The organism is Paraburkholderia sp. GAS33 (assembly GCF_050436645.1).
Taxonomy (GTDB): Bacteria; Pseudomonadota; Gammaproteobacteria; order Burkholderiales; family Burkholderiaceae; genus Paraburkholderia; species Paraburkholderia phenazinium_B.
The window spans coordinates 515,953-529,334 of sequence record NZ_JBNDMP010000001.1 but is presented as its reverse complement, the minus strand read 5'-3'; the positions used below and the strand labels follow the sequence as shown (position 1 = coordinate 529,334).

The 13,382-nt window shown below is 63.5% G+C and carries 12 protein-coding genes; 1 reads left to right on the top strand and 11 read right to left on the bottom strand.

Going from position 1 to position 13,382, the window contains the following annotated elements:
* Positions 1–38: 38 nt before the first annotated feature.
* The gene (gene hflK, locus P3T24_RS02435) at positions 39–1,934 is read right to left on the bottom strand and encodes a protease modulator HflK (RefSeq protein WP_429432070.1); all 1,896 of its coding nucleotides are present in this window, start codon (positions 1,932–1,934) and stop codon (positions 39–41) included.
* A gap of 516 nt (positions 1,935–2,450) precedes the next feature.
* Between hflK and P3T24_RS02430 the strand changes: the two genes are divergently transcribed.
* Positions 2,451–2,729, top strand: a complete 279-nt coding sequence (locus P3T24_RS02430) for a hypothetical protein (RefSeq protein WP_074268854.1) — start codon at positions 2,451–2,453, stop codon at positions 2,727–2,729.
* A gap of 66 nt (positions 2,730–2,795) precedes the next feature.
* Here P3T24_RS02430 and P3T24_RS02425 read toward each other — a convergent pair whose 3' ends face one another.
* The 10 genes from P3T24_RS02425 to P3T24_RS02380 form a co-directional block, all read right to left on the bottom strand.
* Positions 2,796–3,140 carry a superinfection immunity protein gene (locus tag P3T24_RS02425; RefSeq protein WP_074268855.1) on the bottom strand — a complete coding sequence of 115 codons (345 nt, stop codon included), beginning with the start codon at positions 3,138–3,140 and terminating at the stop codon, positions 2,796–2,798.
* Positions 3,141–3,249: 109 nt separating this feature from the next.
* Positions 3,250–3,528 carry a hypothetical protein gene (locus tag P3T24_RS02420; RefSeq protein ID WP_074268856.1) on the bottom strand — a complete coding sequence of 93 codons (279 nt, stop codon included), beginning with the start codon at positions 3,526–3,528 and terminating at the stop codon, positions 3,250–3,252.
* Positions 3,529–3,695: 167 nt separating this feature from the next.
* Complete coding sequence (locus P3T24_RS02415) at positions 3,696–4,355, bottom strand: glutathione S-transferase family protein (protein ID WP_429432067.1); 660 nt, start codon at positions 4,353–4,355, stop codon at positions 3,696–3,698.
* A 142-nt stretch (positions 4,356–4,497) separates the two neighbouring features.
* Positions 4,498–5,739, bottom strand: a complete 1,242-nt coding sequence (locus P3T24_RS02410) for an ATP-binding protein (RefSeq protein ID WP_429432064.1) — start codon at positions 5,737–5,739, stop codon at positions 4,498–4,500.
* Positions 5,740–5,995: 256 nt separating this feature from the next.
* The gene (locus P3T24_RS02405) at positions 5,996–7,420 is read right to left on the bottom strand and encodes an MFS transporter (protein ID WP_429432061.1); all 1,425 of its coding nucleotides are present in this window, start codon (positions 7,418–7,420) and stop codon (positions 5,996–5,998) included.
* 137 nt (positions 7,421–7,557) lie between these two features.
* On the bottom strand, positions 7,558–9,201 hold the full coding sequence (locus P3T24_RS02400) for an FGGY-family carbohydrate kinase (RefSeq protein ID WP_429432058.1): 1,644 nt from the start codon (positions 9,199–9,201) through the stop codon (positions 7,558–7,560).
* A gap of 2 nt (positions 9,202–9,203) precedes the next feature.
* On the bottom strand, positions 9,204–9,932 hold the full coding sequence (locus tag P3T24_RS02395) for an SDR family oxidoreductase (RefSeq protein WP_429432055.1): 729 nt from the start codon (positions 9,930–9,932) through the stop codon (positions 9,204–9,206).
* A gap of 192 nt (positions 9,933–10,124) precedes the next feature.
* Entirely contained in the window at positions 10,125–11,408 is a 1,284-nt protein-coding gene (locus P3T24_RS02390; protein ID WP_429432052.1) for a sugar ABC transporter permease, read from the bottom strand.
* Positions 11,409–11,422: 14 nt separating this feature from the next.
* Entirely contained in the window at positions 11,423–12,226 is an 804-nt protein-coding gene (locus P3T24_RS02385; RefSeq protein ID WP_429432049.1) for an ATP-binding cassette domain-containing protein, read from the bottom strand.
* Between the two features lie 73 nt (positions 12,227–12,299).
* A complete protein-coding gene (locus P3T24_RS02380; RefSeq protein ID WP_429432046.1) occupies positions 12,300–13,358 on the bottom strand; it encodes an ABC transporter substrate-binding protein in 1,059 nt (352 codons plus the stop codon).
* Positions 13,359–13,382: the final 24 nt, after the last annotated feature.

Below are 13,382 nucleotides of genomic sequence, written 5' to 3'. Positions count from 1 at the left end.
AGCCGTCTGTCCGATGTCAAGCGGCGAGTACGTCGCCGTCAATAAACCCGCCGCGCCCCTGCCGCGTCGCCCGCACCGTATGAGCGCAGATCGATCGTGGCGCGGTTGCCGTCGACGAGCCGGTCGTCGATCACCGTGATATGGGCGTTCTGCAAACCCTTCTGCAGGCTATGCAGGTAGTACTCGAGCACAAACGCCGGGCCGCCTGCCTGGGCTGCGATCACGTCGGCGCTGAAACTGGTTTGCTGGACTTGCGCGGCCGAGGTGATATCGGCGGCCTGCGCGGTGGCTTGCGCAACCGCAGTCTCGGCCTGCTGCTGCGCATCGCCGAGCGACTGCGCGGCAAGTCCGCGTGCCTGCGCGACGCTCGCCTCCGAGCGGATCTGCGCTGCCTGCACGCTGTGCCACGCCGCCGATGCCCCCGCCGGCGGATGCACGCTTTCGATCACCACTGCCACCACATCGATGCCGCTCGACAGGCGATCGAGCTGGGTTTGCACCGCCCGCCGCAGCGTGTCGGCCATCACGGTCTGCCGCGTTTCGAGCAACGAATCGATCGTATGCGAGGCGAGGTAGCGCACCACTTCGCGATTGGCAATGGCCCGCACGGTGCCCGGTACGTCCTCGGCGCGATATAGCGAAGCACGCGCGGCGGCGTCCGAGAGACCAATGCGGTAATCGAGCCGCACGTCGGCGCTGACAATCTGGAAGTTCTGCCGGTCGCCACTCGCGCCGGCGATCACCTGGCTCGTCTCGCCCTGATGCACGACGTCCCACAAGCGGTTCACCTGCTCGGGCGTCTGCGCGTCGGCGGGCACCAGCGGCGACGCGGCCGCGCTCTCTTCCGGCGAACCGGAGACGATCAGTTGATGGACCGCGCCGTTATCGATTGCGCGCGCCTTGCCGAACGGCCACGGCAGCGCCACATGCAGACCCGGTTGCCAGACCGCGACCGGCGCGCCGAATCGCTCGTAGACTGCACGTTGCTCGGGCCCGAGGATCACGATGCCCGTCAGCAGCCAGGCACATACGACGATCGTGCCGATGGCCGCGGGCAGCAAACGCACCACGCTTTGCAAGACCCAGTTCTGACGCAGATCGATGCCGTAGCGATTGCGCAGTTGCGCGCTGAAGCGGGCCAATGGCGAGGGCCGCAAACGCAGCAGACTCGCGATGAGACTGTCGGGCACGCTGGCGTCGCCGCTGCGCATATGGGGCGGCGCGAACCACGAGAACACGGCACGCAAGGCGAATTCAAGAGCGATGGCTGCGTTGAAAACCGCGAGGGCCCGCACCGGCCACACCGCGGCGATTTCCGCATAGGCAAGCAGCACGGCGCAGATCGCTGCGACCATCGCGCTCAGGAGCGCCACGCGCAGCACATTGGCGAGCGAGCCCCAGGCGCGGCCACGCGCGGCGTGCATCGCAAAGTACAGTTCGGCGACCAGCGTGCCGAAGGCCAGCGCAAAGGCGGCGAGGCCGGCGATCAGCGCGGCGCTGGGCGGCCGCAGCACGGCAGCGATCGCAAACTGGACGGGCGCGCGCCACGCGAGCGAGGCGACGGCCACGGAAAGCGCCGCGCACAGCAGCACCGCGAAGGGCTGCCAGCGAATCGCGCGCAGCGTCGCAAAGATCGTGTTGCTTAACGCGCCCCACCACGCGCGTTGCCACACACGGAAGCCTTGTGGACGGGGTGTTTTTTCCGCGGCGCGCGAACCGCCGGTATGAGCGAGACGGGCCGCCAACGCGACCGTAAACACATCGAGCCATGCGCTCGACAAGGCGGCACACCAGCGGATATCGAACCAGCCGCCCTTGATGAGCGGCAACGCGGCGAGCACGAGAGCCAGCACCACGCTGACCGAGGCGATCCGAGTGGCGGAAACCGGATAGCTGTGCGGTGTTTGTTCGTCGCTTTGCATCTGATGCAACATCGCTATCCTTGGATGACCCGCGCCGGGCCCCTGAACCCGGTCAACTAAAAACTGTATGTATTTCGTCAGGATTTTTTGGCAGCGCCGGCGGCGTGCGAGGCGAATTTAACGCGTCGGGATTCGAAACTCAAGCGAATCATGAACCTGGTGTGTTTAACGGCCGGCACGCTATTGCTGGATTGCATCCGGCGAATATCGACATTCAAACAGGCTTGAAAACGATTTACGCTGCCGGTTTAGTGACTGCCCCCGCAAACCCATTGCAGGCAGCAGAATCCGCAACACGCCTGCCCTGAAAATAAATAATCTGAAAAGCGAGGGCTTTTAAGGCGGTGGCGTCGTGGCTTGTCCGGGTTTTATGCGCGCGGTATGATTCTTCCTGAACGCCTACGAGATCACCTACGCAAAAACGGCCACCCAGGGTGGCCGTTGGTTTTTCTACCGCTTAATCGACGCCCAACACCCGCGCGTGCGCGCGAGCTCAACTCAAGCGCGTCAACTTTCTTCTTCGCCACTATGGACATCAACAAACAACTCGCCGCTCTCACCACGTCCGAACTGCAGACGGCCGGCGCCAGCCAGGCGACCGCCATCGCCGTGAGCGTGCTGCTTCGCCACTTTCAATCGCCCGCGCTTTCGAAGCTGCTGACAAATGCGTTCGAAAATCATCAGGCTGTGATGCTGCAGACGCCGTGGCCCGATCAGATGCTGCAATCGTTCGAAGCGACACGGCGCTTTCTCGAAGGCGCCGCTAAACCGGCCGCCAGCGACGACACTGCGCAAAACGCAGGCTGAAACTGACGCGGCTGAAACTCACCGCGCAAATGCGCCGGCCGAAACTCGCCGGCCGGCGCCAGCACATTACGACTGACGAGCCACTACAGCACGCGTACGCACGCGAAGCTTGCCGACCATCTGGCTCTGCAACGCGGTGCGGCTTTGAGCGTGCGCCACCAGCTTGTCGATCGTCACGCGTGCCACGGCCCGATGCGTGCGCCTGACCAGATGGGTCAAACGCTTTTCGGTGGCTGGGCGACGTGCCCACATAAAAGCCGCAAGCCAGCCGATCACCGTCCAGCCGAGCAGCACATTGACCATCGTGATCGCAAAAGCGTCGTCGCGGTTATGCGCGTCCGCTTCGATCGACGGGATCATGTAAAGCGTAAATGCGCCGAGAACGGCTATGCCTTCAAGTATTTGCGTCATGACATCACCTCATTTTTCTGCCGCTCTAGTGCGCGATGACGTGACGGGCGGACCGGCTGCCTTGAGCCTTCAGGCCCACGCACACGTCCGACACCGTCACGCGACGCAATCAATGACCTGCGTACAGGCTGCGCGTCGTGGCCGAGAACTGACGGCTGCCCGATTCCGACGTAGCGCTAGCCACGCCGCCGTATGAGCTGTCTGCCGTTGCGTTGCCGGTGCTGTCGCGTTCGGCGGCAACCACTTGTGCGCTCTGGCCGCGTTGCGAGACCGGTGCGCCGACCGACGGACGATAGAACGGTGCCGGGCCGTAGCCGCTGGCAAAAGCCGGAGCAGCCACGGCTGCGGAAACGGCGACGAGCAATGCTGCGATCAGTTTGGTTTTCATGATGAACCTCCAATGTGCTTTTGAGTAACGGGGTGCGCTGCGAACTGCCCTGTGCAGCGCGACATTGGAAGGTAGTTTAGGGGAACCCTATCGAAAGTCTATGTCGATAGGGCGAAATCACAATTTTCAGATTTCGAACAATTCCGCTGGGCAACCCTACTGGCGAGTCAATCGCGGTCCGGTGCGCCGAGCGGGAAGTACGCGCGGTACGGACGCGCTTCGTCGACGGCGCGCGCGAAAGACGGTCGCGCGAGCAGGCGTCGACGGTAGGCCAGCACATTGGCAAACGAAGCATCGATCCGATGCGTCCAGTCCGCGTAGAACAGGAACGGCGCAGCGGCGCAATCGGCCAGACTAAAGGTATCGCCCGCCGCCCATTCGCGGCCGGACATGGTCTTGTCGAGCCATGCGTAGGCGGTATCGAGCATGGCGCGGGCATCGGCCACGCCACGGGGATCGCGCTCGGCTTCGCCGCGCAGGCAGTCGCCAACCACCTTTTGCTGCGGCGTCGAGATGTAGTTGTCGAAAAAGCGGTCCATGCTGCGGACCTCGAGCGCCGCGCGCGGATCCGTCGGCAACAGCGAGACCGGCCCAGGGTGGTAAAGGCCCAGATATTCGATGATGACAGTCGCCTCCATCACCGGACGGCCAGCGTCGACGAGCACCGGAAACTTTCTGAACGGCCACAACGCCGTGAGCTCTTCCATCACCTCCGGTTTGTCGTGGGACAGTTGGCGGAACTCGAACGGCGTGTGGTTTTCGTACAGCGCGACCAGCACCTTCTGGCAATACGAGGAAAAGGGGTGAGCGTAGAGCTTCAATGTCATCGCGATCTCCGGGTGTCAGGAAAGCTGCCCGGGCAAGGATAGCCGGGAAAAGCAGCTTTACCCTACGACGAACCACGGTCGCCTGAATCGACAAGCACACCAGGTTGAGCGCGCCTGGTGGCGAACGCCTGACGAGACATCCTCAATTAGCCGGCAAAACAAGCCGCACCCACAGACCACCATCGGGATGATTACCCAATTTCAGACTGGCGCCGCAACTACGCGCCAGTCGCGCGACCACCGAAAGCCCCAGGCCCCAGTGCTGGGTCAGGCTGTGTGTCTCGTTCAGACGCACGAACGATGGCGTCGCGCCCGGCATCTGGCTCGCGCTGATGCCAGGGCCATGATCGCGCACGCTGAGGTGCCAGCCGTGCTGATCGCGTGACGTCCTGATCTCGATGGGCGGCTCGCCGTGCGCGAGCGCGTTGTCGACCAGATTGGTCATCAGGCGTTCGAGCAGCGGCCGCGACATCATGAACTGCGGCCCCGCCTTCAGATCGCAGGCGAACAATGCGCCGTCCATGGTGCCGATCATCGAAAAGCGGTCGCGCAGGAAACTATCCACGGAAACCTGTTGCTCTTCGCTGTCGCCGTGTCCCGCCACGTCGAGCAGTTGTTGTGCGATGTCGGAAAACGAATCGATATCTTCGACGAAGCCCACCCGCTTGTTCCACTCGCTGACTTCGAGCGCACGGGTTCGCAGGCGTGCAGCCTGGTACTCCATATGCCGCGCGAGTCCGGCAAGCACCGCGGCCTGCGCTTCGATCGCCTCGTTGCGGCGCCGGGCCATTTCGTTGAAGGCGCGCACCACGTGACGCAATTCGCTCGGTCCTTCCTCGCGGACGGTTGGCGCGACGCGGCGGCCACAAGCTGTTTCGCGCGCGGCGTGTGCCACGTTGCGCAGCGGGCGCTGCACGCGCCAGAGGCTCAGACACGCGAGGATGAGCATCACGAGCGACATCACCCACTCCGCGACCGCGAAGCGCGAGTCCAGCGGCGATGCCGGAGCATCGCCGGCGAAAGGCGAATCGTCACGAAGTCCGTTCGACGAACCCGGCGTCGACGGTGCGGCGATGTCCATCAAAGCGCCGGCAGCGGGTACTTCATAGACGGCCGGGCGAACATCGACAATCCTCGGCCTGGCTGCGAGATCGAGCTTCATCGTCGCCGGCACCAGCGAGACGGGCGCCACCGGCGCACCCCACGTCCCGCCGGCGTTGTCCAGCGGATCGTCGGCGAAAGCGCGCCCGGTGAAGACAGCAGTCTGCAGAGCACGGTCGTCGCTACCCGCCGCCGGCTCGGAAACCAGCAGCGTGACGCAGGCATGGACCGAGATCAGCACCAGCATCGACAGCAATATGGTTCTTACAAACAAGGTATTCAACGATTCCTCTTCGTTGTCAGTCGAAGGTCACTCGGGCCGGATGGGGCGCCGGGCAAACGGGATGTTTGGCGGTCAGGGTAAAGAATCTGCTTTTGCGTCCGTTAACCTTAAGAGAGACGGTAGTGTATGGATGCGAACCGCACGTACGAACCCGCACCCTGATAGTCCCCCACTCCGGCCACATTAAAACCTGCGAATAAGCCCCTGCGCGCGACAAGTCCTTACACAATATTTCCCAGACTTTCAAAAAGTAAGATCAGCGGGAGATTTTCTCCAGCTCCAGGCCCCTGGTGCGCGGGCCCATCAGACCGATCGCCAGCATCACGATCAGCATCGCGCCTGCGATAAACACGAACACGCCCGTGGTACCGAACTCCTTGAGCACGGCGGCGATCAGAAAAGCCGTAAAAATCGCCGAGAAGCGGCTCCACGAATACACAAAGCCGACGGCCCGCGCACGGATGCTGGTCGGAAACAGTTCCGACTGGTAAGCGTGGAAGCTATACGACATGACGTTGTTGGCCAGCGTCAGGCCCACGCCGAGGCTCACCAGCAGCACGGCCTCCGAGACCTGACTGAACCATAGCCCGCAGACGATGTTGGCCGCCGCCATCACGACGATCACCGTCTTGCGCTCGAAGCGGTCGCCGATAAACAGGCCGATGACCGGCCCGATCGGCGCCGCCAGCGCGATCACGCTCGAATACATCAGGCTCGTCGTCACCGTGATGCCCTGCCTGATCAGCAGCGTGGGCACCCAGTTCGCAAAACCGTAGAAACCAACGGTCTGAAACACGTTGAAGATCGTCATCATCAGGGTGCGGTTGCGGTACGGCGGCACCCACATGTCGCGAAAGCTGCCGCGCGGAGCAACCGGCATCGGCGCAGCGGGCAGCGGCAGTTCGCGGCCATATTCGCTGCGCACGATGGCTTCGAGTTCGCTCATCACGCGATCCGCTTCGGCGAGCCGCCCCTGCTGGGCAAGCCAGCGCGGACTCTCCGGTAAGGCGCGGCGGATCCACCAGACGAACAGCGCACCATGCGCGCCGATCAGCACCACCCAGCGCCAACCGTCGAGACCCAGCAACGTGTGTGGCACGAGCAGATAAGAAAGAAACGCCACCACCGGCACGGACACGAAGCCGACCGCCTGCTCGCAGGCGAAGGCTCGTCCACGGATTTCCTTGGGCACCAGTTCAGAAATGTACGTCCCGATCGTGACAAGTTCGACGCCGATGCCGACGCCCGCCAGGAAACGCCAGAAGTTGAGACCCGTAGCGCTCTCCTGGAAAGCCATCACGACGTTGGCGACGGTGTACCACAGCAGCGAATACGTGAAGACCGCGCGGCGGCCGAAGCGGTCGGCAAGAAAGCCGCACGCGATAGTGCCGATAAAGAGGCCGGCGAACAGCGCGGCGATAAAGCTCGCGACACCGGTCGTGCCGAACAGGCCATGGGTCGTAGCCGTCAGCAGCCCGCTTTTGACGAGACCGGGCGCGACGTAACCGGTGTAGAGCAGATCGTAGAGTTCGAAGAAGAAGCCGAGGCTCAGCAGAACCACGAGCTTCCAGATGGAACGCGTGGCGGGCAAGCGGTCGAGGCGCGCGGAAATCGTGCCGGCATCCAGCACCGCTGCGCCGTGCGCGGACGTGACGGACCCGGACGGGTCGGGGCTTGCCATGAGGTCTCCTTCTTCGGGTATGAGGCCGGTCTTGAGCCGGCGCCCCGAAGCAGGAGTGCCGGGCCAAAGACCCGGCGAGCATTCTAGCCGCGTGCGCGCTTCACGTGTTCGAAGGATGCGATCGCGTCATTGCAGACCTAGCGGATTTCTCTGGCCACGTTCTGCAACTGCTTGAACGCGCGGAACCGGGCCTCGTGCCTTGCTGCGACGTCGCCAGTGGCCGGCTCGTAGGTCTTGCTGATCTGCGACATCCGCGCCATTGCCGTGCGCACGTCGTCGAACTGTCCGCCCGCCACGCCGCCCAGCATGGCTGCGCCGAGCAGGACGGGCTCTTCCGCCTGAATGGCGAGAACGGGCTTGCCCGTCGCATCGGCGAGCAGTTGGCGAACCAGATCGAGCCGCCCCGCTCCGCCGCTGATCACCACGCGCTCGATCGGCGCACCAGCCGCAGCCTGCACTTCGATGATCTGGCGCAGGCCGTAACCGATACTGCAAATGCCGGCAATGTAGAGAGCAACCAGGCTGTCCAGGTCGTCTTCCATTCCAAGGCCTGCAATCACGGCTCTGGCGTGGGGATCGGCGAACGGCGCACGGTTTCCGAGGAACTCTGGAACGACATGCAGCCCGTCGGCCAGCGATACCACCCCGGACAGGTTGTCCGCCGCCTGCGCGGCAAGCGAGGCGAGCAAGGTAGGCAAGGACTGACCCTCCTGCTCCGCACGGCTTCGGGCATCGGAGGCCGCGGGATGCATCGAAATCAGCCGTTCGATCGCAGCGCCCGCCACCGATTGACCGCCCTCGTTGAGCCATGCGTCCGGTACCATCGCCGAAAAATAAGGCCCCCATACGCCGGGCACGAACACAGGCGTGCGGGTCGTCGTCATCGTGCATGATGAGGTGCCGAAGACGTAGGCGAGACACGACTCGGGCGCACCATCTGCGCCCACCGTGCCGATGCCACCGGCATGCGCATCGATCACGCCCGTGGCAACCGGCGTTCCGCTGCCCAGGCCGAGCTCTGCCGCGGCGTCTGCCGTCAATCCGTTGCCCAACGGCGTCCCCGCGTCGACGACACTCTGCCCGATACGCGCAAAGCCCTCGTCCGCCAGCACGCCCAGGCCGACGCTGCGGAAATAGCTTTCGTCCCAGCGCCGCTCGTGCGCCAGATAGGTCCATTTGCAGGTGACAGTGCAGGTGGAACGCGAAAGATCTCCGGTCGCGCGCCAGGTCAGGAAGTCGGTCAGATCGAAGAACTGCCATGCGGCCGCGAAGACCTGCGGCCTGTTCTCGAGCAGCCAGAGCAGCTTCGGCGTCTCCATCTCCGGCGAAATCTTGCCACCGACAAACTTCAGCACCTCGTGGCCGCCCGCGTTGATGCGCTCGGCCTGCTCAACCGCACGATGATCCATCCACACGATGATGTCGCGCTCGGCCTGCTCCGACGGCCCCACGGGCAACGACTGCCCGCTCTCGCCCAGCACGACGAGCGAGCAAGTGGCGTCAAAGCCGATCCCGGCGATCTGATGGGGCGATACCGCAGCCTGCGCCAGCGCATCCTTCACGGAATCGCAGACGGCGTTCCAGATCTCGGCGCTCGACTGCTCGACAATCGAGCCGCTCGCGTGAAACAGCGTGATGTCGCGTTTTGCCGTGGCCACCATGTGGCCGGCGAGGTCGAAGATGCCAGCCCGGGCGCTGCCCGTGCCCACGTCCACGCCGACGACGTAGCGCGCGGCGTGCGCGCTGCCTGCCGGGCTGGAGGTTGGATTGTCAGAAGTCATAGTCACAGATCGACGCTATTCGGAAGTATCACGATATCGCGAATGGTCACATTGCGGGGCCGCGTCAGCATGAAGAGCACCGCTTCGGCGACCTCGTTCGGCTGCATCAGGCTGCCGGAGGCGAGCGCCTCGTCCATCTTCGCCTTCGGCCAGTCGTCGAGCAATGCCGTGACGACCGGACCTGGCGCCACCGCGCCGACCCGCACGCCGTGCTTCGAGAGCTGGCGCCGGGTTGTATGAACGAAGGCCTGCACCGCGAATTTGGAAGCGGTGTAGATCGGCTCCCACACTACCGGGACGATCCCCGCAATAGAACTGGTGAAGACGATATCGCCCGATTTCTGCGCGACCAGATGCGGCAGCACGGCGTGCACCGAGCGGAACGCGGCATTGATGTTCAGGTTCAGCATGCGGTCCCACTCGTCGGGATTGCCGTCCTTGATTTCACCGCCGACGTAGGCGCCGGCGTTGGCGTGGAAGATATCGAGGCCGCCGGCGAGGTCGAGGATCTTCGGCAGCATTCCCGAAACCTCTGCGGGCTGAAGCAGATCGACGACTAGCGGAAAAGCGTTCGGTCCCAGTTCGGCGCAGAGTTGTGCGAGCCGGTCCTGTGCCCGATCGATCAGCACGACTTTCACGCCTTCCGCGATGAGCGCACGCGCGCATGCGAGGCCGATACCCGAGGCCGCACCTGTGATGGCGGCGACCTTTCCTTTGATGGATTCAGACATTGATTACTCTCCGGTGTCGACCGGAGTTAGCGCTTTAGCGCTTACTCCGGTCCCATGCAGTTGACTGCGGTCGACCGGAGTTAGCGCTTCAGCGCTTACTCCGGTCCCATGCAGTTGACTGCGGTCGACCAGCGTTAGCGCTTTAGCGCGTTACTCTGGTCCCGCGCAACGAAGTTACAAAATTCTCTGGATTTACGCGCGGCCATGTGAAACGCGGGACTGACGCGCCAGCGAATCGACGATCACCGCAATCGCCAGCACCGCACCGGTGATCATGAAACGCAGCGACGACGACAGATTCAGCAAGGTCAAACCACTCGCAATCGACTGGATCACAATGATCCCCAACACCGCCGAATACGCGCTGCCGCGTCCGCCGAACAGACTGGTGCCGCCAATCACCGCCGCCGCAATAGCGTTCAGATTGACGTCGCCGGTGCCCGCCTGCTGACTGGCCGAAGCCAGCCGTGCCGCGGTCAACACGCCGCCGAGCGCGGCAAGACTCGCGCACAACACAAACGCGCTCGTATAGATAGCGCCGACATTGATACCCGCCCGCCGCGCCGCTTCGTGATTACCACCGACCGCATGCATCGAGCGGCCCCAACGCGTCCTCTTCAGCGCATAGTCCATGGCGACCGCTATGCCGAGAAAGAGGCCAAACATCAACGGAACGCCTCGTCCGCGGTTGAGGTAAGCCACCACGATCTCCAGCAGCACCGTGATGGCAAGCGCGCGTATGACGAGGCTACCGACCGACGGCGCCGAAAGATTCGACGCCTGACGCCGCTCCCTCGTCCGCAGCCCAAGCACCAGCATCACCGCACCCGGTACCAATGCAATGACGTAAGAAACGACAGCGGGAATGACGATCAGCTGACCGAGGTTCACCATCGCCGTGTCATAAGGCAGATTGATCGACCCGCTGGCACCAAGCACGTAGAGCTGCATCCCGAGGATCGCGAGCAGACCAGCCAGCGTCGCCACAAAGCTTGGCATGCCTAACCGGTTGAGCAGCAGCGCATACACCGCACCCACCACCGCGCCGACGACAATGGCCGCGAGGATAGCCAGCAGTACCGGCCAGCCGTGATTGACCCACAGCATCCCGAGGAGGGCCGAAGCGAAGCCGCTCATCGAACCTACCGATAAATCGATCTGCCCCACCATCAGCACGCAAACGATGCCCAGCGAAATCACGCCCACCGTGGAGCAGTCGAACAGCAGATTGACCAGGTTATCAGCCGATAGAAACACCGGGTTCAGGCTAGTGAACACGGTCCAGATAATGATAAGACCCGCGACCACCGGCAGCGATCCGAGATCGCCCGAGCGCACCCGCTCGACGAACGCGTACACGGTGCCGCCAATCCCGCTGGCGTGCTTGACACGCACGTCGCTGCGATCGAGCAGCGTGGCAGGCTTCACCGCGCCTTGCGTATCAGGCTGTGGAGCGCCTTGCAGTTCTTTGCTCATGATGGTTCCTTTGTCTAGGCGCCCTGCTCGGCCTGGCGCCGCCCGGCGCGGCGCGACACAGCGTTCTCGGTGGCGCCGGTAATTGCCGCCACCAGTTCCTGATTCGACGAGTCGGGATAGAACACGCCGTTGTTGCATCCGAGACGCAGCACGACGATCCGGTCCGCCACCGCGCGAACGTCCTCCATGTTGTGGCTGATCATGATCACGGCATGGCCACGGTCGCGGACCCGCTCGATCAGGTTCAGCACCTCGGCGGTCTGCGCTACGCCGAGCGCCGCCGTCGGTTCATCGAGCATGATCAGCTTCGGATCCAGTAGCAGTGAGCGGGCGATTGCCACCGTCTGGCGCTGACCGCCCGAAAGCGACGCGACCACATCGCGCACACTCGGGATGCGGGCCGATAGTTCGTTCAGCAACGTCCAGGCCTTGACCTCCATTGCAACCTCGTCGAGGCGCAGCGGATTCATCTCGCGCCCAAGGTAGATGTTCGCGACGACATCGAGGTTCTCGCACAGCGCGAGGTCCTGAAACACTGTGGCGATGCCGAGATCGAGCGCCGCGGCCGGATTGGTCAGCGCGACCTCCTTGCCGCCGAAGGTGATCGTTCCGGAGCTGGGTTGATGGACACCGGCGAGCACTTTCACCAGTGTCGATTTACCGGCACCGTTGTCGCCCACCAGGGCGACGACTTCGCCGGCATGCACGTCGAGTTCGATGTCCGTCAGAGCCGAGACCGCTCCGAAGTGCTTTGAGACGCCGCGCAGGCTCAGCACCAGCTCGCCTCGCGTGGACCGTGTGTTGGAGTTGTCAGTCATGGGACGGATACCTCATCAAAAGTAGCCGGATCCGGCACGAGCCGGATCCCATCCAGCGTCTGCTTGCGCTGGATCAGTTCGCTATACCGAGTTTCTTGCACCCTTCGGCATAGCGGTCGGTGCACAGATCCTTGGCGTTCGCGAACCCCTTGTCGACCACCTCCGCCTTGAGGTTCTTCGCCGTGATGACGGCCGGTTTGAAGAGTTGCGTCGGTGTGTTGAAGAGCGTCGTTTCACCCTTCGGCGTCTGGCCGTTCAGGAAGCCAACGGCCACCTTCGCTGCCGCTGCCGCGACGATCTCGCTCGGCTTGAGAATCGTGTTGTACTCGTCGCCTGCGATGATCAACTGCAGCCCGGCGAGCGTTGCGTCGTTGCCCGTCACCGGCGGCACCGGGTTGACGCCAGCCGCCTTGAAGGCCGCGACGGCCCCGCCGCCCGTGCCATCGTTGGCCGCCACCACGCCGACGATCTGCGAGCCGAAGCGCGTGATCTGACCGCTGACCCACTGCTGTGCCTTCGGCGGCGCCCAGTCCGGCGTGTCATATTCGGCGAGCGTCTTGTAACCGCTGCCCGCTAACCCGGCGTGGATGCCCTTCTTGATCAGCCCTGCCGCTGCGTCAGTCGGCGAACCGTTGACCTCGAGCACACCACCCTTGCTCGTCGGCACATTGGTTTCCTTCAGATGCTCGACGAGCGATTGCGCAATCGCCTTGCCGATACCTTCGTTGTCGAACGACACGTAGTAGTTGGCCGGCGTCGATGGCACCGGGCGGTCATACGCAATCACCTTGATGCCCTGCCCCTGCGCCATATGCACCAGCGAAGCGGCGGCCGTCGAATCGACCGGGTCCAGCACGATCACCTTGGCACCCTGTGCGATCACCGAGTTGAACTGTTGCTGCTGCGTCGCGACGTCGGCATTGGCGTTCTGATAGAGCACCTTGCAGTCCGGACAGAGCTTGCTCATTTCGGCCTTGAAGCCGGGGAAATCATGTTGCTCGTAGCGAGTCGACGCCTGATCGGGCATCAGAAAGGCGACCGTGCCACTGGGCGCGGCGAACGCCGCCGTCGTGCCGAGCATGCTCAGGGTAAGTGCGCTGGCGCCGATCAGTTTGTTAGGAAAGCTATTCATTGAGTGTCTCCGTTTATTAGAAAA

Coding starts and splice junctions, on each gene's coding strand:
- hflK (WP_429432070.1), bottom strand. CDS start 1,934: ATGTTGCATCAGATGCAAAGCGACGAACAAACACCGCACAGCTATCCG.
- P3T24_RS02430 (WP_074268854.1), top strand. CDS start 2,451: ATGGACATCAACAAACAACTCGCCGCTCTCACCACGTCCGAACTGCAG.
- P3T24_RS02425 (WP_074268855.1), bottom strand. CDS start 3,140: ATGACGCAAATACTTGAAGGCATAGCCGTTCTCGGCGCATTTACGCTT.
- P3T24_RS02420 (WP_074268856.1), bottom strand. CDS start 3,528: ATGAAAACCAAACTGATCGCAGCATTGCTCGTCGCCGTTTCCGCAGCC.
- P3T24_RS02415 (WP_429432067.1), bottom strand. CDS start 4,355: ATGACATTGAAGCTCTACGCTCACCCCTTTTCCTCGTATTGCCAGAAG.
- P3T24_RS02405 (WP_429432061.1), bottom strand. CDS start 7,420: ATGGCAAGCCCCGACCCGTCCGGGTCCGTCACGTCCGCGCACGGCGCA.
- P3T24_RS02400 (WP_429432058.1), bottom strand. CDS start 9,201: ATGACTTCTGACAATCCAACCTCCAGCCCGGCAGGCAGCGCGCACGCC.
- P3T24_RS02395 (WP_429432055.1), bottom strand. CDS start 9,932: ATGTCTGAATCCATCAAAGGAAAGGTCGCCGCCATCACAGGTGCGGCC.
- P3T24_RS02390 (WP_429432052.1), bottom strand. CDS start 11,408: ATGAGCAAAGAACTGCAAGGCGCTCCACAGCCTGATACGCAAGGCGCG.
- P3T24_RS02385 (WP_429432049.1), bottom strand. CDS start 12,226: ATGACTGACAACTCCAACACACGGTCCACGCGAGGCGAGCTGGTGCTG.
- P3T24_RS02380 (WP_429432046.1), bottom strand. CDS start 13,358: ATGAATAGCTTTCCTAACAAACTGATCGGCGCCAGCGCACTTACCCTG.